Origin of the sequence: Acinetobacter sp. ANC 4973 (genome assembly GCF_002135275.1) — a bacterium.
GTDB classification, from domain to species: Bacteria; Pseudomonadota; Gammaproteobacteria; order Pseudomonadales; family Moraxellaceae; genus Acinetobacter; species Acinetobacter kyonggiensis.
The window spans coordinates 74,854-93,169 of record NZ_NEGM01000010.1 but is presented as its reverse complement, the minus strand read 5'-3'; the positions used below and the strand labels follow the sequence as shown (position 1 = coordinate 93,169).

17 protein-coding genes are annotated in these 18,316 nt (G+C 41.1%); 6 read left to right on the top strand and 11 right to left on the bottom strand.

Annotated elements, in window-relative coordinates:
• Positions 1-58: 58 nt before the first annotated feature.
• The 10 genes from B9T30_RS12695 to B9T30_RS12650 form a co-directional block, all read right to left on the bottom strand.
• Entirely contained in the window at positions 59-718 is a 660-nt protein-coding gene (locus B9T30_RS12695; RefSeq protein ID WP_086185319.1) for a 3-oxoacid CoA-transferase subunit B, read from the bottom strand.
• Positions 719-735: 17 nt separating this feature from the next.
• Positions 736-1,422 carry a 3-oxoacid CoA-transferase subunit A gene (locus tag B9T30_RS12690; RefSeq protein ID WP_086185318.1) on the bottom strand — a complete coding sequence of 229 codons (687 nt, stop codon included), beginning with the start codon at positions 1,420-1,422 and terminating at the stop codon, positions 736-738.
• 27 nt (positions 1,423-1,449) lie between these two features.
• On the bottom strand, positions 1,450-2,670 hold the full coding sequence (gene benE, locus B9T30_RS12685) for a benzoate/H(+) symporter BenE (RefSeq protein ID WP_086185317.1): 1,221 nt from the start codon (positions 2,668-2,670) through the stop codon (positions 1,450-1,452).
• A 60-nt stretch (positions 2,671-2,730) separates the two neighbouring features.
• The gene (gene benD, locus B9T30_RS12680; protein ID WP_086185316.1) at positions 2,731-3,516 is read right to left on the bottom strand and encodes a benzoate diol dehydrogenase BenD; all 786 of its coding nucleotides are present in this window, start codon (positions 3,514-3,516) and stop codon (positions 2,731-2,733) included.
• 16 nt (positions 3,517-3,532) lie between these two features.
• The gene (gene benC, locus B9T30_RS12675) at positions 3,533-4,549 is read right to left on the bottom strand and encodes a benzoate 1,2-dioxygenase electron transfer component BenC (RefSeq protein WP_086185315.1); all 1,017 of its coding nucleotides are present in this window, start codon (positions 4,547-4,549) and stop codon (positions 3,533-3,535) included.
• A gap of 81 nt (positions 4,550-4,630) precedes the next feature.
• Positions 4,631-5,122: a benzoate 1,2-dioxygenase small subunit gene (gene benB / locus B9T30_RS12670; RefSeq protein ID WP_004649109.1), complete on the bottom strand. Its 492-nt coding sequence runs from the start codon at positions 5,120-5,122 to the stop codon at positions 4,631-4,633.
• On the bottom strand, positions 5,119-6,504 hold the full coding sequence (gene benA, locus B9T30_RS12665) for a benzoate 1,2-dioxygenase large subunit (protein ID WP_086185314.1): 1,386 nt from the start codon (positions 6,502-6,504) through the stop codon (positions 5,119-5,121). The genes benB and benA overlap by 4 nt, the downstream gene beginning before the upstream one ends.
• A gap of 81 nt (positions 6,505-6,585) precedes the next feature.
• Positions 6,586-7,506: a catechol 1,2-dioxygenase gene (gene catA, locus B9T30_RS12660; RefSeq protein ID WP_086185313.1), complete on the bottom strand. Its 921-nt coding sequence runs from the start codon at positions 7,504-7,506 to the stop codon at positions 6,586-6,588.
• Between the two features lie 162 nt (positions 7,507-7,668).
• On the bottom strand, positions 7,669-7,959 hold the full coding sequence (catC, locus tag B9T30_RS12655) for a muconolactone Delta-isomerase (RefSeq protein ID WP_086185312.1): 291 nt from the start codon (positions 7,957-7,959) through the stop codon (positions 7,669-7,671).
• A gap of 15 nt (positions 7,960-7,974) precedes the next feature.
• Entirely contained in the window at positions 7,975-9,084 is a 1,110-nt protein-coding gene (locus tag B9T30_RS12650; protein ID WP_086185311.1) for a muconate/chloromuconate family cycloisomerase, read from the bottom strand.
• A 115-nt stretch (positions 9,085-9,199) separates the two neighbouring features.
• Between B9T30_RS12650 and B9T30_RS12645 the strand changes: the two genes are divergently transcribed.
• The 3 genes from B9T30_RS12645 (at position 9,200) to B9T30_RS12635 (ending at position 13,208) form a co-directional block, all read left to right on the top strand.
• Positions 9,200-10,114 carry a LysR family transcriptional regulator gene (locus B9T30_RS12645; protein ID WP_086166768.1) on the top strand — a complete coding sequence of 305 codons (915 nt, stop codon included), beginning with the start codon at positions 9,200-9,202 and terminating at the stop codon, positions 10,112-10,114.
• A 288-nt stretch (positions 10,115-10,402) separates the two neighbouring features.
• Complete coding sequence (locus tag B9T30_RS12640) at positions 10,403-11,776, top strand: MFS transporter (protein ID WP_086185335.1); 1,374 nt, start codon at positions 10,403-10,405, stop codon at positions 11,774-11,776.
• 118 nt (positions 11,777-11,894) lie between these two features.
• Positions 11,895-13,208 carry a DcaP family trimeric outer membrane transporter gene (locus B9T30_RS12635; protein WP_086185310.1) on the top strand — a complete coding sequence of 438 codons (1,314 nt, stop codon included), beginning with the start codon at positions 11,895-11,897 and terminating at the stop codon, positions 13,206-13,208.
• 426 nt (positions 13,209-13,634) lie between these two features.
• Here B9T30_RS12635 and B9T30_RS12630 read toward each other — a convergent pair whose 3' ends face one another.
• The gene (locus B9T30_RS12630) at positions 13,635-14,522 is read right to left on the bottom strand and encodes a DUF4198 domain-containing protein (RefSeq protein WP_086185309.1); all 888 of its coding nucleotides are present in this window, start codon (positions 14,520-14,522) and stop codon (positions 13,635-13,637) included.
• Positions 14,523-14,627: 105 nt separating this feature from the next.
• Between B9T30_RS12630 and B9T30_RS12625 the strand changes: the two genes are divergently transcribed.
• The 3 genes from B9T30_RS12625 to B9T30_RS12615 are packed head-to-tail and all read left to right on the top strand — an operon-like array spanning position 14,628 to position 18,280.
• Positions 14,628-16,187: a DUF2271 domain-containing protein gene (locus tag B9T30_RS12625; protein ID WP_086185308.1), complete on the top strand. Its 1,560-nt coding sequence runs from the start codon at positions 14,628-14,630 to the stop codon at positions 16,185-16,187.
• Between the two features lie 10 nt (positions 16,188-16,197).
• Entirely contained in the window at positions 16,198-16,788 is a 591-nt protein-coding gene (locus B9T30_RS12620) for a PepSY-associated TM helix domain-containing protein (protein WP_086185307.1), read from the top strand.
• 13 nt (positions 16,789-16,801) lie between these two features.
• The gene (locus tag B9T30_RS12615) at positions 16,802-18,280 is read left to right on the top strand and encodes a sulfite reductase subunit alpha (protein ID WP_086185306.1); all 1,479 of its coding nucleotides are present in this window, start codon (positions 16,802-16,804) and stop codon (positions 18,278-18,280) included.
• The last annotated feature ends 36 nt before the right edge of the window (positions 18,281-18,316 follow it).

Below are 18,316 nucleotides of genomic sequence, written 5' to 3'. Positions count from 1 at the left end.
TTTAATGAGCTCAAAATTTATTTAGAGAAAGCTCCTCCCTTTTTAAAGGGAGGTTTGCTTATTTATCCAATGAAGTTGCATCAATCAGTTTTGCACCCGTCATCGCCTGCAACTCTTCAAAAGACAAACCGTCCACTTTTTCAATCACTTGCATACCCTCAGCCGTGACATCAATCACACACAGGTCGGTATAAATACGATCAACACATTTTAAACCAGTGGCGGGATAAGCCAGTTCAGCGACAATCTTCGGTTCACCTTTTTTAGTGACATGATCTGTGGTGATAAAGACTTTTTTCGCACCTACTGCTAAGTCCATGGCACCACCCACCGCAGGAATGGCATCTGGTGCACCCGTATGCCAATTGGCTAAGTCACCATTTTCAGCCACTTGGAAAGCACCAAGCACAGCAATATCTAAGTGACCGCCACGCATCATCGCGAAGGAATCACCATGATGAAAGAATGAGCCGCCTTGYAGYAAGGTGACAAATTCTTTACCCGCATTGATTAGTTCAGGATCTTCTTCACCTTTGGCAGGCGGTGGGCCAAAGGCCAACAAACCATTTTCAGAATGTAAAAAGACGTCTTTGTCTGCAGGCAAATAGTTGGAAATCTTGGTTGGTAAGCCAATGCCGAGATTGACATAGGCACCATCTGGAATGTCTTGTGCAACACGTTCAGCAATTTGGTCACGGCTTAATTTGGTATAACTCATTTTTTAATCCTCACGCCTTAAGCAGATTGTTCAAGTTGTTTAGTGCCCACAGCAACCACGTGTTGAACAAAAATCCCTGGGGTGATGATATGTTCTGGATCTAAAGCACCGAGTTCAACCACTTCAGCAACTTGTGCGATGGTGACATCTGCCGCCATAGCCATGATGGGACCAAAGTTACGTGCCGATTTGTTATACACCAAGTTACCCCAACGATCGCCTTGTTGCGCTTTAATCAGGGCAAAGTCGGCTTTAATTGGATTTTCCAGCACGAAGTCTTTGCCTTCGTAATTGAGTGTTTGTTTGCCTTCAGCCAGCAAGGTGCCAAAACCAGTTGGGGTGTAAATTGGACCGAGTCCCATGCCTGCTGCTTGAATACGACACGCCAAGTTACCTTGTGGCACCAGTTCTAATTCAATTTTGCCAGCACGGTACAGCTCATCGAAAACCCAAGAGTCGGATTGGCGTGGGAAAGAACAAATGATTTTACGCACAGCACCAGTTTTTAACAGTTTGGCCAAGCCATAATCGCCATTGCCTGCGTTGTTATTGACGATGACTAAGTCTTGAGTACCCAGCTCAATTAAACCATCAATCAGTTCAGCAGGCTGACCTGCTGTACCAAAACCACCAATCATGATGGTTGAGCCATCTTTAATTTGGGATAAGGCTTCGGTTAACGAAGCAGCGCTTTTATCAATCATAATGTTTCCTAGACAAGTGTTTGCCCATTAACTTTTTGAACTTTGAGTTGAGGGCAGAGCAGTGGTATTCGGTTCGCGTTTAGTCAAAAATAAATGTGCAATAACACCGATACAAATGCCCCAAAAGACTGAACTCAGCCCTAAAAAATGCATACCCGATGCAGTAGCAAGGAATGTAATTAGGGCTGCATCACGATGAGATTCATTTTTCATCGCAACTGAAATATTGGTTGCAATTGCACCGAGCAGAGCAAGCCCTGCTAATGCTGCAACGAGTTCTTTAGGCAGTAAGCTAAACAACATGACAATGCTGCCTGCAAATAAACCGCCTAAAATATAAAAAATACCGTTGGCAATACCGGCGATATAACGCTTTTCTTTGAGTTCGTGTGCATCTTTACCCATACATAACGCAGCAGTAATGGATGCAAGAACAATGGTGATGCCGCCGACACAAGCGACGGCAAGCGATGCAATACTGGTTGCCGTGATAATCGGTTTAGCAGGGGTGTCGTAACCACTCAATTTCATGATTGCCATACCCGGTAAGAACTGTCCGGAAAGGCTGACTAAAATAAGTGGAATGGTAAGATTCAGGGTTGAATTCCAAGTCCATTCGGGTGCAATAAATTGTGGAATAGCAAGGGTGAAATTGACATCGACAGGATTCATCTTGCCTAAAAATAGACTCAATACTATTCCTGAAACAAGTACCCAAACCATGGCATAGCGCGGCACAAAGCGTTTGGCAATCAAAAATACCATTAACATGCCAAAGACAATCATTGGCATAGTATCTGTAGCCGTAAACAGCCCTAAACCAAACTGAAGAAGAATGCCTGCCATCATGCCAGCTGCGACATCTTGGGGAATCCATTTCAATAGTTTGTCAAAACAGCCAGTAATTCCGATCAGAAAAATGACCACAGCAGAAGTGATATAAGCTGCTACGGCTTCATTTAAAGAAATATGCGGAAATAGCGTGACCAGTAAAGCTGTTCCGGGAGCAGACCAAGCGGTAATCACAGGCACTTTGTATTTAATCGACAGAAAAATACCTGCCGCCGCAGCGCCTATTGAAATGCCCCAAATCCATGAAATCATCATGGCATTTGAGACTTCTGCTTTTTGGGCCGCTTGGAAAAAGATAATTAAAGGACCAGCGTAGGAAATCAGTACTGCCAAAAATCCTGCGACAGTGGCTGAAATTGACCAATCCTCTTTTAACGTTTTAAACAGGGTTGCCATTGGGCTATTGCCTCCATGCGTAGAATTCAATGCACCTGCTGATCTTTGATGAAATCAGATTTAACCCTGATCACCACCACCTACAGGAACCACTGTTCCTGTTATATATGAAGATTCATCTGAAGCAAGGAATACAATGGCATTGACCTGCTCCTGAATGCTGCCGTAACGACCCATAAAACTACGATCAATAGTCTGATCAACCACTTCTTGCATCCATTGTTGTTCATTTTTAGAAAGTGGGTTGGCATTACGCGGTACTTTGCGGGGCGGTGCTTCAGTTCCACCCGTTGCAACAGCATTGACACGAATGCCATCTTTGGCGTGTTCAAAGGCAAGGGATGCTGTTAAACCATTTACCCCACCTTTGGATGCTGAGTACGGCACACGGTTAATGCCACGAGTTGCAATTGAAGAGACATTTACAATCGTACCTTTCTGATTTTTAATCATTTCAGGTAATACTGCGCGACAACACCACATGGTTGGGAACAATGAACGATTTACTTCCTTAATAATTTCTTGTTCAGAAAACTCTTGGAAAGGTTTCATCCAGATGGCACCACCGACATTGTTGATCAGCGCATCGACACGACCATAAGTTGCAATGGCTTTTTCAACCACCGATTGTGCGCCTGCAAATGTTTCCAAATCGGCATGGATGGTGACAGCATCACCACCTGATGCTTGAATTTCAGCTAAGACTTCTTGCACATAAGGAGAAAGGTCTGCCATGACCACTTGTGCACCTTCCGATGCCACTTGCAGTGCAACACCACGACCAATCCCTTGAGCAGCACCCGTCACAATCACGACTTTGTTTGTAAATCTTTGACGATTAGACATTTGATGGATTCCCGAATTAGTTTGCAGAGAATTTTTCAAATAAGAAACTCGCTGGTTTTACACCTTCAGCATCGAGCCAGCCACGAACAGCTTCCACCATAGGCACTGGGCCACATAAATAGATATCAACATCACCGTTATTTAACCAATCATTTTCAATATGACCTGTTACATAACCTTTACGTTCATGAGCAGATTCTGGATTTGCAACCACAGTACGGTATTCAAACCAAGAGAATTGGTCTTGCAGTTGGTTTAATTTTTCAATCGCCACCAAGTCAAAGTCATTGGTAACACCAAAGACTAAACGGACTGGATGTTCTGAACCTTTTTCTTCTAAAACTTGTAGCATCGACATGAACGGTGCAATACCAGTACCACCCGCCAACATAAGTACAGGACGCGTTACTGGGCGTAAATAGAAACTGCCAAATGGACCCGCGAACGTCATTTTGTCACCCGCTTGGGCCGTGGCACTTAAAAACTCACTCATTTTTCCATTCGGTACGTTACGTACCACAAAACTGGTTAAACGATTACCCGGTTTAGAACTGAAAGAATAAGAACGCGTTTCGTTAGTATTCGGCAATCCGACATTCACATATTGACCTGCAAGGAAGTGAATGTCAGGTTGACCTTCATCGAGCTGAATATCAAAAGTGATGGTTGAATCTGATAATTTTTCAACACGCTCAAGTGTGCCTTGGAATTGGTGAATTTCTGTTTTACACAGTTCAGAAGAGGCTTGAATTTGAAATACAGCATCAGAAGTCGGACGACACTGACATGCTAGAATATAGCCTTGAGCGGCTTCTTCAGGTGTTAATGCATCTTCAATATAAGTTTCTTCAGGCATGTCAAACGAACCTGATTCACAAAAAGCACGACACGTTCCACAAGCCCCATCTCGACAGTCCAAAGGAATATTGATTTTTTGACGGTAAGCAGCATCAGATAAAGTTTCGCCTTGAACGACGCTGATAAAACGTGTAACGCCATCTTCAAATTGAAGTGCAACATTAAGGTTTGACATGGCTAGAATCCTATAAATATTTAAAACTGATGTTCTTCTTCAGCCAATCTTCCATTTGACTGAAGAATTTTTGTTTGTTCTTTACAAGTGGTAGATATCAATCACTTGATTAATATAGTCATTTTTAAGTACCACATATTTATTGACGATTTTTGGTTCTGCACCAGAAAAATCGATGACATAACGTGACATGCCGAAATAGCTGTAATTGGTTTTATAACGGAAACTTAGGGTGTTCCAGTTAAAACGTACCGTAACTAAGTCACCGTTTTGTTCCACAACTTCAATATTGCAAATGTTGTGGCTAGTGCGTGTATCCGGCATCGTTGCAGAAGAACGTTCAGTCTTAATACGGAATACGCGATCTTCCAAACCTTGACGGTCTGGGTAATAAATCAAAGAGATTTCAGACTGAGGATCTGTAGTCAGTTTGTCATCATCATCCCATGCTGGCATCCAAAATTCTGCACTAGGGGCATAACACTGTAACCAGTCGTCCCATTGCTCATCGTCAAGAAAGCGTGCTTCTTTATAGAGGAATTGAGCAATATTTTCTAAAGTCATCGCGCTCATGCGTTTTCTCCTTCAGTTGCAGCAAGTTCTTTTTCAGAGGCAATAGCTTCTTTCATTAGATGTAACCAATGTTCATGTTGAGCAAGGTATAAACCTTCATCTTCAGTTTTAATACCTGAAAGTTTTGGTTTTAAACCAATTTCATTGGCTGCATCATCTGGACCTTGAATCCAATGTTTTGCACCACGGCTCATATCGTTCCATTCAAGTGCAATACCGGCATAACCCGCTTGGCAAGCACGGAATTCTTCTAAGTCATCTGGGGTAGCCATACCGGAAGCATTGAAAAAGTCTTCATACTGGCGAATACGACGTGTACGTGCTTCTTTGTCTTCACCAATAGGTGCAATACAGTAAATGGTGACTTCAGTTTTGCTCGGAGACAGTGGACGAAGGACACGAATTTGTGAACCAAACTGATCCATGAAATATACATTCGGGTAGATACACAGGTTACGAGAACGCTCGATCATCCATTTTGACATCGCAGCGCCAAATTTCTCGGTATATTCCTCTGCTTTAGGGAAGTTTGGGCGGTCTTCTGGATTTGCCCATTGAGTCCAAAGTAGCATGTGACCATTGTCAAAACCGTATGAACCACCGCCTTGTTTACCCCAAGAACCGGCACTCATCGCACGAATATTATCGGTTGCTTGAGCTTCTTTACGGTGTTGAGTGGTGGCTGCATAGTTCCAGTGTACGGCAGAAACATGGTAACCATCGGCACCATTTTCAGCAGTTAACTTCCAGTTACCTTCATAGGTATAGGTAGACGCACCGCGTAAAACTTCAAGACCTTGATCAGACTGATCAACAATCATATCGATAATTTTGGTCGCTTCGCCAAGGTATTCTTGTAGCGGAGGAACATCAGGGTTTAAGCTGCCAAATAAAAACCCTTTATAGTTTTCAAAACGAGCAACTTTTTTCAAGTCATGTGAACCGTCTTGATTAAAGCAGTCTGAATAGCCTGCATCAGAAGGATCTTTTACTTTTAATAATTTACCTGAGTTGTTAAATGTCCAACCGTGGAATGGGCAGGTGTAGGTTGCTTTATTGCCTTTTTTATGACGACAAAGTTGCGCCCCACGGTGTGAACATGCATTGATCATTGCATTAAGTTCACCTGCACGGTTACGTGCGATGATGATCGGTTGGCGACCCATATAGGTCGTATAATAATCATTATTATTCGGAATTTGGCTTTCATGTGCCAAGTACACCCAGTTGCCTTCAAAGATGTATTTCATCTCTAAATCGAATAGGGCCTGATCTGTAAAAACTGAACGATGAAGCTTAAATTCACCTGTTTCATAGTTTTCAACGAGTAATTCATCAATGCGATCGAGATGGCTGGTGTTAATTACAGGGATACGAGGCATGTCCGTTCTCCAACTTTCCAAATTTAGGCAAGTCCCCGAAATGTCATGAAATTGACATCTCGGTTCCTTATCATCAGGTCATTAAGCGCTTGCGCGGCGACGTTCAACTTCAGTAGAAGGTGCAGTTGCAGCATCTTTTACAAGTTCAATATTGAACTGAATGTGTTTGAATGCTTTATCTAAACCGCGACGTGCAATTTCAGCTTCATCCGTTACATCTTCCGCGGTCGCAACTAAACCGTCGCGTGTAGCAAATGCAAAGTCATCCCAAAGATATTTATCGCCTTCAATATTGAATTGCGTGGTTAACTTGCGATAGCCCGGTGCAGATACAAAGTAATGCACGTGAGAAGGACGGTTACCATGACGACCAAGTTTGTCTAGAACAAATTGAGTCGTACCTTGTGGCGGGCAACCATAGCCAACTGGCATTGTGGTTTGTGCAACATATTGCCCCGCTGTATCACTTAAAACAGTACGACGTAAGTTGAAGTCAGATTGTGACTTATCAAAGAACGAATAGTTGCCTAAACTATTTGCATGCCAGATTTCAACTTTAGCTCCTTCAATAATGTTGCCTTCAGTATCCGTTACTGTACCTTCGATGAATAAAGTCGGAATTTTATCAGTTTCAGAACCATCATCCATACGGGTGAAGCCTACAGACTCTGGTGCTCCTGCAACGTATAATGGACCTTCAATGGTACGTGGTGTGCCACCTGTAATCCCTGCTTTTGCATCCGCTTCGTCTGCGCGAAGGTCAAGGTAGTGCTCAAGACCCAAGCCAGCAGCCAAAAGACCAAGCTCATTGGCTTGACCCGCATCGGTAAAGTACTCTAGACCTTTCCACAATTCTGTTTGTGAAATATCCAGATCTTCGATCGCTTGGAAAAAATCACCCAATAAACGGACAATAATTTGTTGTACACGTGCATCGACAGGACCTGTCGCTGTATCGACGTTCATTTCTTTCACAAGCGCATCAATTTGTTGACGGTTCATACTAATTCTCCTTAAGTATGTAATCTATTTGAGGTGGCTAGCTTTCTCATCCTTTGGACTGCGAGAAAACATTAGCTGCCACATCCTTGTTGAGTTACCGATTGGTATTGCTTTTATTTAAAAGTGACTCTGTTTGATACAGCACACTTTCATTGTAAAAAATCAGGTGTCATCTTCACGGATTGAAGAAGGGTGGCGGTTCAATGCCATGACTTCAATTTCCATGTACGGATACAATGGAAGTCCCTGTAAAATGCTATGCAGTTCTTCATTGCTTTCAACATCAAAAATACTGGTGTTTGAATATTGACCTGTAATACGCCAGATATGACGCCATTTACCTTGGCGTTGCAAATCCTGTGAATAGGCTTTTTCAATCGCCTTGATTTCATTGGCTTGATCGCTTGGCATATCCAGTGGAATGTTTACATTCATACGTACTTGGAAAAGCATGTTGATTTCCTTCAATTACTGACGACGTAAATTGTCAATTTTGTTTAAATCAAGTTCGATACCCAAACCAGATACCGTTGGCAGTACCAACTCATAGTTTTGATATTGAAGTGGTGTTTTTAAAATTTCTTCAGTCAGTAGTAATGGACCAAATAATTCTGTGCCATAAGCTAAGTGATCAAAGGTTGAAAAAACATGCGCTGAAGCAATGGTTCCTACAGGACCTTCAAGCATGGTGCCGCCATATAGATCAATGCCTGCAAGCTTGGCAATTTTTCCAACTTCGCAGCCTTCAATCAGACCACCAGATTGAGCGACCTTAACAGCAAATACAGATGCACCATTATTTCGTGCGATTTGGTAAGCACTGTGTGGGCCATTTAATGATTCATCTGCCATAATGGCGATATCAAAACGGCGCGTTAAACGTTGCATTGCATCTAGGTTTTCAATTGCGCAGGGTTGTTCAATCAGATCAACTCCACCGTCTTGTAATGCTTGAATACCTTTAACTGCTTCAAGTTCTGACCATGCACGATTGACATCGACACGAATAGAAATATCTGCACCCAGTGCTTGTTTGATGGCTAAAACATGAGCGACATCTTCTTCAACTGGGCGTGATCCAATTTTAAGTTTGAATACGTTATGACGTTTCAACTCAATCATTTTCTTTGCTTCAGCAATGTCTTTTTCAGTATTACCTGAAGCGAGTACCCATAAAACAGGAACACTGTCACGCAAACGCCCACCCAAAATTTCACTTAAAGGCAGATTTAAACGCTGTGCTTGAATATCAAGTAGGGCCGTTTGAATCGCACATTTAGCAAAGCGATTGCCATTAATGTTACGTTTAATGGTTTGAATGGTCTGAGCGAAATTTAAGCCTGAAAGTGATTTCAATAAAGGCGCAAAATATGTCTCAATATTCGTTTTTACACTTTCTGGGCTTTCATCACCGTATCCCAATCCACCAATCGTGGTCGCTTCGCCCCAACCTGTAAAACCATCTGATGTCGTTATTTTTACCAGTACTAATGTTTGGGTTTGCATGGTCGCAACCGCCATTTTATGCGGGCGGATGGTTGGAATTTCGACAAGCAATGTTTCTATAGATTTATACATCTTTAGCCTTCTCAATCTTGCTTTGTGTATCTCTTGTGGTATACCTTAAAAGAATAAACATTTACTGTCGAAGATCAAATTTGCATTTTATTATGCTTATAAGGTATGGAATATTATGGAACTGAGACATTTACGTTATTTTGTAGCGGTTGTAGAAGAGCAGAGTTTCACTAAAGCAGCCGAAAAACTATTTATTGCTCAACCTCCTTTAAGCCGCCAGATACAAAACCTTGAAGCAGAGCTGGGAATACAGCTTTTTGAACGTGGAAGTCGTCCATTATTAACGACGGAAGCAGGTCAATTTTTTTATCAGCACGCTGTTAAACTTTTGTCTAATGCAGAAGAAATTAAGGCGATGACTAAGCGTGTAGGCATGGTCGAAAAAACCGTGACGATGGGTTTTGTTGGTTCTTTGCTTTATGGACTATTGCCCAAAATCGTCTATTTATTTCGTCAACAGCAGCAACATTTAAAAATTGAGCTGATTGAAATGAGCACTAAAGAACAAATACAATCGCTTAAAGAAGGTCGTATAGATGTTGGTTTTGGTCGATTGCGAATTTCGGATCCCGCCATCAGACGTATACTTTTGCGAGAAGAGCCTTTAATGGTGGCGGTACATGCGAGTCATCCACTGGCTTTGCAAAAGGCAGGGGTATATCTGACAGATATCGTTGATGAAAAATTATTTTTATACCCAAGCCACCCAAAACCTAATTTTTCTACGCAAGTCAGATCACTTTTTTCTGAATATAGTTTAGATCCCAAAAATTTAAAAGAAGTCCGTGAAATCCAGCTCGCACTCGGTTTGGTTGCCGCTGGTGAGGGGATTTGTATTGTTCCTGAAAGTGCTAAAACCATTCAGCTATCACATTTGCACTATATTCCCTTACTTGATGATGCTGCTGTCAGTCCAATATTTTTGGCAATACGCAGTATGGATGAAAGTGAAGATATTCGTTCATTATTTGACTGCATCTATCAGGTTTATGATCTAGAAGCGATTAAATATGATCGTGCTGTTATTTAAAAACAGAAGGAAATGCTCCCCCCAGTTTTAGTCCAGTACTTAGCAAATTAAAACCATCATTTTTAAAAAGACCTGCTCATCAAGTCACATGATTTGATAAGCAGGTCTTTTTTTAGAGTAAATAAAGCGCGTTTTTATTTTTTTGATATTTTTAAAGTATTGTTTTTCTAATGAGAAAATTAAACACGAACTTTTAAGGTATGAATATATATGTAATCGGTTTTGGACAAAAAAAATGCTTTGCCCCATTCTTTGCTCAATCTAAAGATTCATATGCAGGAGCGCAAAGTGAATACAAATAAACTGAACATCAATACTTTAGTGGATGAAGCCAAATTTACCCCTTTTCATTGGGGGGTACTTATCTGGTGTTTAATGATTATTATTTTCGACGGTTATGATTTAGTCATTTATGGCGTGGTTTTACCGATTCTCATGCAAGAGTGGGCGTTAACGACAGTACAAGCTGGATTGCTTGCCAGTACCGCGTTATTTGGAATGATGTTTGGTGCCATGAGTTTTGGTACGCTTTCAGACAAACTGGGTCGTAAAAAGACCATCATGATTTGTATTACCATTTTCAGTGGTTTTACTTTCCTAGGTGCATTTGCAACCACACCAACGGAATTTGGAACTTTAAGATTTCTAGCGGGTTTAGGAATAGGTGGGGTCATGCCAAATGTTGTGGCGCTCATGACTGAATATGCACCTAAGCGTATTCGCAGTACTTTGGTTGCCATTATGTTTAGTGGCTATGCCATTGGGGGCATGGCTTCAGCATTATTGGGTGCTTGGTTAGTACCCACTTATGGCTGGAAAATCATGTTTTACCTTGCCAGCATTCCTTTGTTTACTTTACCGTTGATTTGGAAATTTTTACCAGAATCATTGATGTTCTTAACCAAAAAGGGTGAAACAGAACAGACGCGTGCGATTGTGCAAAAAATTGCACCAGAACAAGAGATGACTGCGGAAACAACTTTTGTTTTAAACGAAGCAACTGTGGGTGATGATGCACCGTTACGTGCTTTGTTTCAGCAAGGTCGTATGTTTAGTACCTTAATGTTTTGGGCTGCATTCTTTATGTGCTTGCTTATGGTATATGCATTGGGAAGCTGGTTACCAAAACTGATGATTCAAGCCGGATATTCGTTAGGTGCAAGCTTAATGTTCCTATTCGCACTGAATATTGGCGGTATGATTGGCGCGATTGGTGGCGGAGTTCTAGCAGATAAATTCCATTTAAAACCAGTGCTCACGACTATGTTTACTGTCGGTGCGATTGCGCTTATTTTACTGGGTTTTAATAGTCCACAAGCTGTGCTTTATACCCTTATTGCCGTTGCTGGTGCCGCAACAATTGGCTCGCAAATCTTACTTTATACTTTTGTTGCACAGTTTTACCCAACAGCTGTTCGCTCTACAGGTATGGGTTGGGCTTCAGGTATTGGTCGTATCGGCGCAATTGTTGGACCCGTTCTGACAGGTGCATTATTAACCTTTGAACTTCCGCATCAAATGAACTTTTTGGTCATCGCCATTCCCGGTGTATTGGCAGCAATCGCTATATTCCTTGTGAATTTAAAAGCTTCTGTAGATGGTCAAACCCACGTGCAGCACAGCATTCAAACGCCATCACTAGAACGTAAAGTGACGCAGTAATTTTCAATATAGACAATAGTCTAGGTGATATAGATCGCCATCGTAGCACTGGTGATCTATTGCTAGACTCTTGTTGAACAATCATAAGTATTGTCGAATAATCATAAGTGAGTTTAGGATGAACACCACGCAATTAACCCAACCAACAGTAAAACGTAACCTTATGATGAGCATGATTGCTTTAAGTATGGGCGGTATGAGTTTATCAACTCAAGCGCAAACCCAACTACCAAGCAAGCAGAGTCAAGAAGTTGAACAGCTAAGACAAGAAGTCCAAGCTTTACGTGAGCTTATTGAACAACAGAAAGTACAGACAGCGCAGACTGCAACTGCTATTGCAGCGGTTCAACGCCCAGCGCCTGTGGCTATAGCAGCACCTGTAGCAAAAACTGCCAAAGGTGCCGAGCTTAATTTTTACGGAAATGTTCGTTTAGATGCATCTTATCAATCTGAAGGTGGCGGTAATGTCAATATGCCGTACAATCAAATTAATTCGGTGCCACTGAAAGGAAATGCTGAAAACAGTGATCGCTTAAAATCGACATTGGCTGCTACCCGTTTAGGTGTTGATTTTAAAAGCCAAGTGGCTGATCAAGAGGTAAAGGGTAAAATTGAGGTGGATTTTCTGGGAGGAGCCAGCCTTGATAATTTACGTATCCGTCATGCTTACTTAACGTATGCCGATTGGCTGATTGGTCAAACTTGGTCAAATTTTGCAGTGCCTGATTATATGCCTGAAACCATAGATGCATTAGCCTATGTCGGTGGGGCTGTGAAACGTACTGCACAGGTACGTCATACCACTAAATTTACCCCACAAACCAATCTGGTTATGGCGCTTGAAGACCCGAAAGATGCTTCAATTACGCAACGTCTACCTGCTTTAACTGCACGTTTAAATCATCAGTTTGCCAACAACTTTAATGTCAGTGCACGTGCCATGGGGCATGAAAAAAGAACCAATACAGATGAAGAAATGGCATGGGGTGTGGGTTTAGGGGCTAAGTACGAAGTGGTTCCAAGAACAACGTTAAAAGCAGACTACTACCATGTCAAAGGCGATAGCAGTTTTGTTTCCTTTGCCAACAGTGGCGTAGTGACACAGGTGGATGGTAGCCTTGTACAAAGTGAATTTGATTCGATTACTGTCGGTCTTACTCAGCAGTTTAATGAGAAACTACGTGGTACTGTCGGTTATGGTTATATGACTTTTGATGAAGACCCAAACTATATCAATGCATTAGCGGATAAAACGAAAGCCAATAAAGACTTATGGCAAGCTTGGGCAAATGTTTTTTATAGTCCAACCAAACCTTTAAGTTTTGGTCTTGAATATGTCTATGGTGAACGTGAAGCTTTTGCTGCTGCGCCAAATGGTAGCAAGACGGGTGAAGATAATCGTGTAAATGCAGTTGCCATCTATAACTTTTAATCTTTTATAACTGATAAAAAGCCTCTATTTGAAAATAGAGGCTTTTTTATATGAATCATTTTTTAGATTTTATCTATGCATGAAAATTAGACAACTTGCATAAATCAAAAAATTTTCAACATTCTATTTTTTTTTAAATCAGCACTGCCTCATTTGAGTGTTTCAATTTTTATGCCTTTGCGTAGGCAGTATTTCTACTTTTGAAAGGTCAAAATGAGGAGCACTGCTACGCAAGAAAAACCTTTTGTTTCCCATACACGACATCCTGAGCCAGTTTTAAGCACTGCTTTAAAATGCAGCGCAAGGATGGGAAACGTGTGGCATCCATGCCACACTCATCAATCTAACACCTGCCAAAATTTATTTTTAATTTTGGCTTTACGAACTACTTGTATTGATTAAAAAATAACTTATGAAAGAAGCTTATTATTCTGTAACTTCTACAGTTAAACCATAAGTAAAGTTTTCAGTGGCAGGTTTTTTTGTCGCATCAGGATTTGCTTCTGGGTAAGCCGTGGTAATTAAATAAATACCTGATTGCTCAAATTTAATTTCAACTTCGCCTTTAGCATTGGTTTTTACATGTGGCTGTTCGCGTTTTGCATTTGGCTCATAACTGCCTGCGCCTTTAAATACATCTACTTCAAGGTTTGGAACAGCTTTTCCATTCATTAATACTTGAGCTTTGAGTGACTCACCTGCATATAATTCATTTGGATGAGTTAATAATTTGAATTCAAAGCCTTTTTTACTTGGTACTGGAATAGCAGTAGGTTTGCCCTTAGTGACATAACTTTCAGCAATAAAATGATTGGTCACTTCAAGCGTTTGTGCATTTGCAGGAACTTGATCGGCTGCAATGACGCGTGGTGGTTGAGTATTAACAGGTGCTTTTGGTATTGCGGCTGTTTCAGCAGGTTTATCCGCAGATGCTTGCATTGGAGCGCGAGCTGGGCGGACACGTAACCAACGACCATCAACCAATGCATATTTGCCATTATTACCCACTGCATCTTGTGTGCGGATACGGTAAGTACCTTCTTTCGGTAAATCAAATTCTGCAATATTAAAGCGTTTTAACGCAGCAGCAGCATTGATCGGTTTTTGTTGACCATCAGGTTCAGTAATGACATAAGTGGTTTTAAAATTATTTCCTGCAACAAAGAATTTTTCTATCGTGATGCCACTTTGGAAAGTTATGCTTTGCGCTGCTTTGGTGTCAAACACTTCAGGAAGTAGAAATGGACTCATGGTATGTGCATGACTAAGTACAGGTAATGACGTAAGTAAAGCAATTTTGAACCAATGTTTCATTGTTTGAGACTCCAGATCAACTTTATTTAATAGAATGCACGTAATCTACTTGATAACTACTATCATTATCAATAAAATTCATTAAAAATATTCCGGAGAATCAGCATGTCATCTGCTGTTAGAAATTTTTATCCTATTCGTAAGGTATTTCGTCTTTCGCCATTGGTCATGGCGTTGGCACTGATTTCTCCTTTTCACACAAATGCTGCTGAGCAAAGTGAAAAAATAGAACAATCAGAACAGATTGCAACACAAACGCATCGTTTCCATCGTGACCATATATTGGGTACGTCTTTAGATGTAGTAGTTCAAGGTGCTTCTAAGCAAGATGCCAAACGTGCTTTAGATGCTATTCAAAAAGAAATTAGCCAATTAGATCAGGTGTTGTCGACATGGCGTGATGACAGTGAAATTACAGCTTTAAATAATAATAAACAGGCGAATGTTTCAGCAGAACTTTTTGAGGTGATTGCAGCTTGTGAAACTTGGCGTGATAAAACTTGTGGTGCTTTTGATGCACGATTGGGGCAACTCATTACCTTGTGGGAACAATCACAAGGTGTGGTTAAACTGGATGAAGCAACTCGTACACAAGTGTTAAATCAGTTACAATCTGACAGTGTCAACTTAGACGCAGAACAGCGTAGCATCGCAATTGATTCAGCTGTGAAATTTGCACCTGATGCTTATGCGAAAGGTTACATTATTGACCGTGCATTGGTTGCAGCACGTCAAGCCGTACCAAGCATTGAAGGTTTGTTGGTTGATATTGGGGGTGATATCCGTGTCTGGGGTAATGCACCGCAAAAAGAGGGCTGGAAAATTGGGGTGCAAGATGCCTTTGTACATAATGACAATAGCGCGCCACAACAAGTCTTGAACTTAAATGATCAAGCGATTGCATTTAGTGGACAGGGCTACCGTACATTGGCAGGACAAAGTCATTTACTTGACGCAAAAACTGGTATGCCTTTACAACACGTTGAACAATGTGTCGTGGTCGGAACGTGTGCCGCAGATGCCGATGCTTTAGCCACAGCATTAGCTGCAATGAGCCCAGCAGAAGGCTTAGCGTTGATTGAGGCACTTATTGGTTATGAAGCTAAACTAACTTTAATCGATGGGCAAGTTCATCAAAGTTCGGGCTGGAACAGCTTGGTTCAAATGCCACAAAATGCAGAAATGCATACTGTCGCAGCGAGTCAATCCGCAGCTAAATGGCCAGCAGGCTATCAAGCCGTGATTGACTTGACGATTCCTAAAATGGATGTGGAAAAATACCGTGCGCCTTATGTTTCGGTCTGGGTCACGGATGCCGATAAGCAAATTGTCCGTACATTGGCAGTTTGGGGTAAAGATGAAAAATGGATTAACTCCAACTATGTTTGGTGGCGCCGTTATGGTCGTCAAATGCCAAACTTAGATGCAACGGCTAAACCATCACGTCAGCCTGGTCAGTACAAGTTAGCTTGGGATGGTAAAGATGAAACTGGTAAAGCAGTAGCGGCAGGAAAGTACCTGATTCATATTGAAACATCACGTGAGCATGGCGAGCATTCTTATCAAACTTTTGCTTTGGATGTTAAAGCCAAAGGCTCAAACCAAACCTTACCTGCGCAAAAAGAAATTGGTGCAGTCAAACTTAATTTTCAGAAAGTGAACTAAGGCTTAATTCGTGTATCAACGTCGTGATTTTTACCGCCATTCACGCTATGTGCATGGCTGGCTTTCTGCTTTCGCATTTTTGACTTTACTGTTTTTTTCTGTGACAGGATTATTGTTAAATCATCCTGAGTGGTTTGAACCCGCAAAAACAGAAGAAACAACGAAATTAATTTTGCCTGAGTCCGTTTTAAAGTCGATCAAGCAGCAAGAAAACCCAAGCGATGCTATTTTAAATTACGTGCGCCAACAGCAAAATGTGGTGGGACGTTATCAAAGTAGTGAAGTGATGGACAATGAAGTGATGATTCGCTTAGAAAGTCCTGCTGGCGCGACAGATATTTGGGTTATGGCAGATACTGGTGAAACGGAAATTACTCAAAAACCAGCTTCAACAGTCTCTATGCTGAATGATTTACACCGTGGTAAAAATTCAGGTTCGGCTTGGAGTTGGCTCATTGATATCAGTGCTATTGTTGTGATCGCATTGTCCTTAGTCGGCTATATTCTATTTTTAAGCATTAAAACCCGCTTGGTTACTCATCTTGTACTTACTGCTGCAAGTTTAGCGTTGATTATTTTGCTGATTTGGTCTGCGGTATAGGTAATATCATTTAATGACATATTCTGTGGCTGTTGTTTTAATTGCATTAGTGAGCTTACTGGTGCTTTATGTCGTGATCATTGCTTACTTGATTTTAAAAAATCGTAAGCAAAAACGACTAGCGACTTTCAATCAAAATGATTATTTGATAGTTTTCGCCAGTCAGTCTGGTCAGGCAGAGAATATCGCTCAGCAGACTGCACAACAGTTACACGCTGTGGGGCAAAAAGTCAGCCTTGTCGATATGCAATATTTGACAGTAGAACAATTGTGCCAAGCTCAGAAAGTGCTCTGGTGTGTCAGTACTTATGGTGAAGGAGATGCGCCTGATACTGCACAGTTCGCAATCAAGCACATCTTTAACCATGAAAATTTAGATTTGTCACATCAGTCTTATGCAATTTTAGCTTTAGGGGATAAACGCTATAGCCATTTTTGTCGTTTTGGACAAGTTTTAGATCAACATTTACAGCAGTCCAATGCTCAAGCTTTATTTGAAATGGTGTGTGTCGATCATTTAAAACAGGCCGATTTAGATTACTGGCTCAAACAATTAGAACAGTTAAGCGCGCAAACATTATCTCGAATAGCACAACAGAATGATTGGACTTCATTGATTTTAAAAAATCGAACTTGTCTCAATAGCGGCAGTCAAGGCAATCCAATTTACCAAATTCAGCTCTCCTATGATGATGCTCTAAGCTGGTCATCTGGAGATATTCTTGAAATTCAGTGTGGGAACTCGCTTAAAGATATACAGTATTTTTTAGCCGCACAGCAACAAACAGTCAGCGAAAATTCAGTTGCGATATTGCAGTTTAAAGATTTAAGACAATTACCAGAGCAACGCCCTAATGAATCCTTTCAAGATTGGATTTTAGCTTTTGATGATTTAGCAATACGTGAATATTCGATTGCAAGTATTCCTGAACAAAAAATATTAGAATTGGTGGTACGACAGGAAAAAACAGTAACTGGTCTTGGTTTAGGTTCAGGCTGGTTAACCGAGCATGCTGTACTTGGGCAAATGATTACTGCAAAAATTCGTTCTAATCCATCATTTCATTTAAAAGCATCGAAACAACCGCTTATTTTGGTTGGTAATGGCACTGGTATTGCTGGCTTAGTGGCTCATTTGGCGCAACAACAACAATACGGCAATCGGCAGAACTGGCTTATTTTTGGTGAGCGCCAACAGCAATTTGATCATCTTTATAAACAGCAGATTGGGCTGTGGCAAGAACAAGGTTTCTTACCCGATGTGGACTATGCTTTTTCCCGTGATCAAACTGAAAAAGTGTATGTACAGCATATTTTACAACAGAAATCGGAACAGCTTGTAAATTGGATAGAAGCGGGTGCTGCAATTTATGTCTGTGGTAGCTTAAAAGGAATGGCACAAGAGGTGGAGAAAACTTTGATCAATATTTTAGGTGCAGAACAACTAAAACAGTTAAAGAAAAATAAGCGTTATCAACGTGATATTTATTAACAAACTTAAATTAAGTAGCATTCAGCACAGTGAAAA

Bases quoted from the DNA above. Each gene is read 5' to 3' on its own strand.
- B9T30_RS12690 (WP_086185318.1), bottom strand. From the start codon at position 1,422: ATGATTGATAAAAGCGCTGCTTCGTTAACCGAAGCCTTATCCCAAATT.
- benE (WP_086185317.1), bottom strand. From the start codon at position 2,670: ATGGCAACCCTGTTTAAAACGTTAAAAGAGGATTGGTCAATTTCAGCC.
- benD (WP_086185316.1), bottom strand. From the start codon at position 3,516: ATGTCTAATCGTCAAAGATTTACAAACAAAGTCGTGATTGTGACGGGT.
- benC (WP_086185315.1), bottom strand. From the start codon at position 4,549: ATGTCAAACCTTAATGTTGCACTTCAATTTGAAGATGGCGTTACACGT.
- benB (WP_004649109.1), bottom strand. From the start codon at position 5,122: ATGAGCGCGATGACTTTAGAAAATATTGCTCAATTCCTCTATAAAGAA.
- benA (WP_086185314.1), bottom strand. From the start codon at position 6,504: ATGCCTCGTATCCCTGTAATTAACACCAGCCATCTCGATCGCATTGAT.
- catA (WP_086185313.1), bottom strand. From the start codon at position 7,506: ATGAACCGTCAACAAATTGATGCGCTTGTGAAAGAAATGAACGTCGAT.
- catC (WP_086185312.1), bottom strand. From the start codon at position 7,959: ATGCTTTTCCAAGTACGTATGAATGTAAACATTCCACTGGATATGCCA.
- B9T30_RS12650 (WP_086185311.1), bottom strand. From the start codon at position 9,084: ATGTATAAATCTATAGAAACATTGCTTGTCGAAATTCCAACCATCCGC.
- B9T30_RS12645 (WP_086166768.1), top strand. From the start codon at position 9,200: ATGGAACTGAGACATTTACGTTATTTTGTAGCGGTTGTAGAAGAGCAG.
- B9T30_RS12635 (WP_086185310.1), top strand. From the start codon at position 11,895: ATGAACACCACGCAATTAACCCAACCAACAGTAAAACGTAACCTTATG.
- B9T30_RS12630 (WP_086185309.1), bottom strand. From the start codon at position 14,522: ATGAAACATTGGTTCAAAATTGCTTTACTTACGTCATTACCTGTACTT.
- B9T30_RS12625 (WP_086185308.1), top strand. From the start codon at position 14,628: ATGTCATCTGCTGTTAGAAATTTTTATCCTATTCGTAAGGTATTTCGT.
- B9T30_RS12615 (WP_086185306.1), top strand. From the start codon at position 16,802: ATGACATATTCTGTGGCTGTTGTTTTAATTGCATTAGTGAGCTTACTG.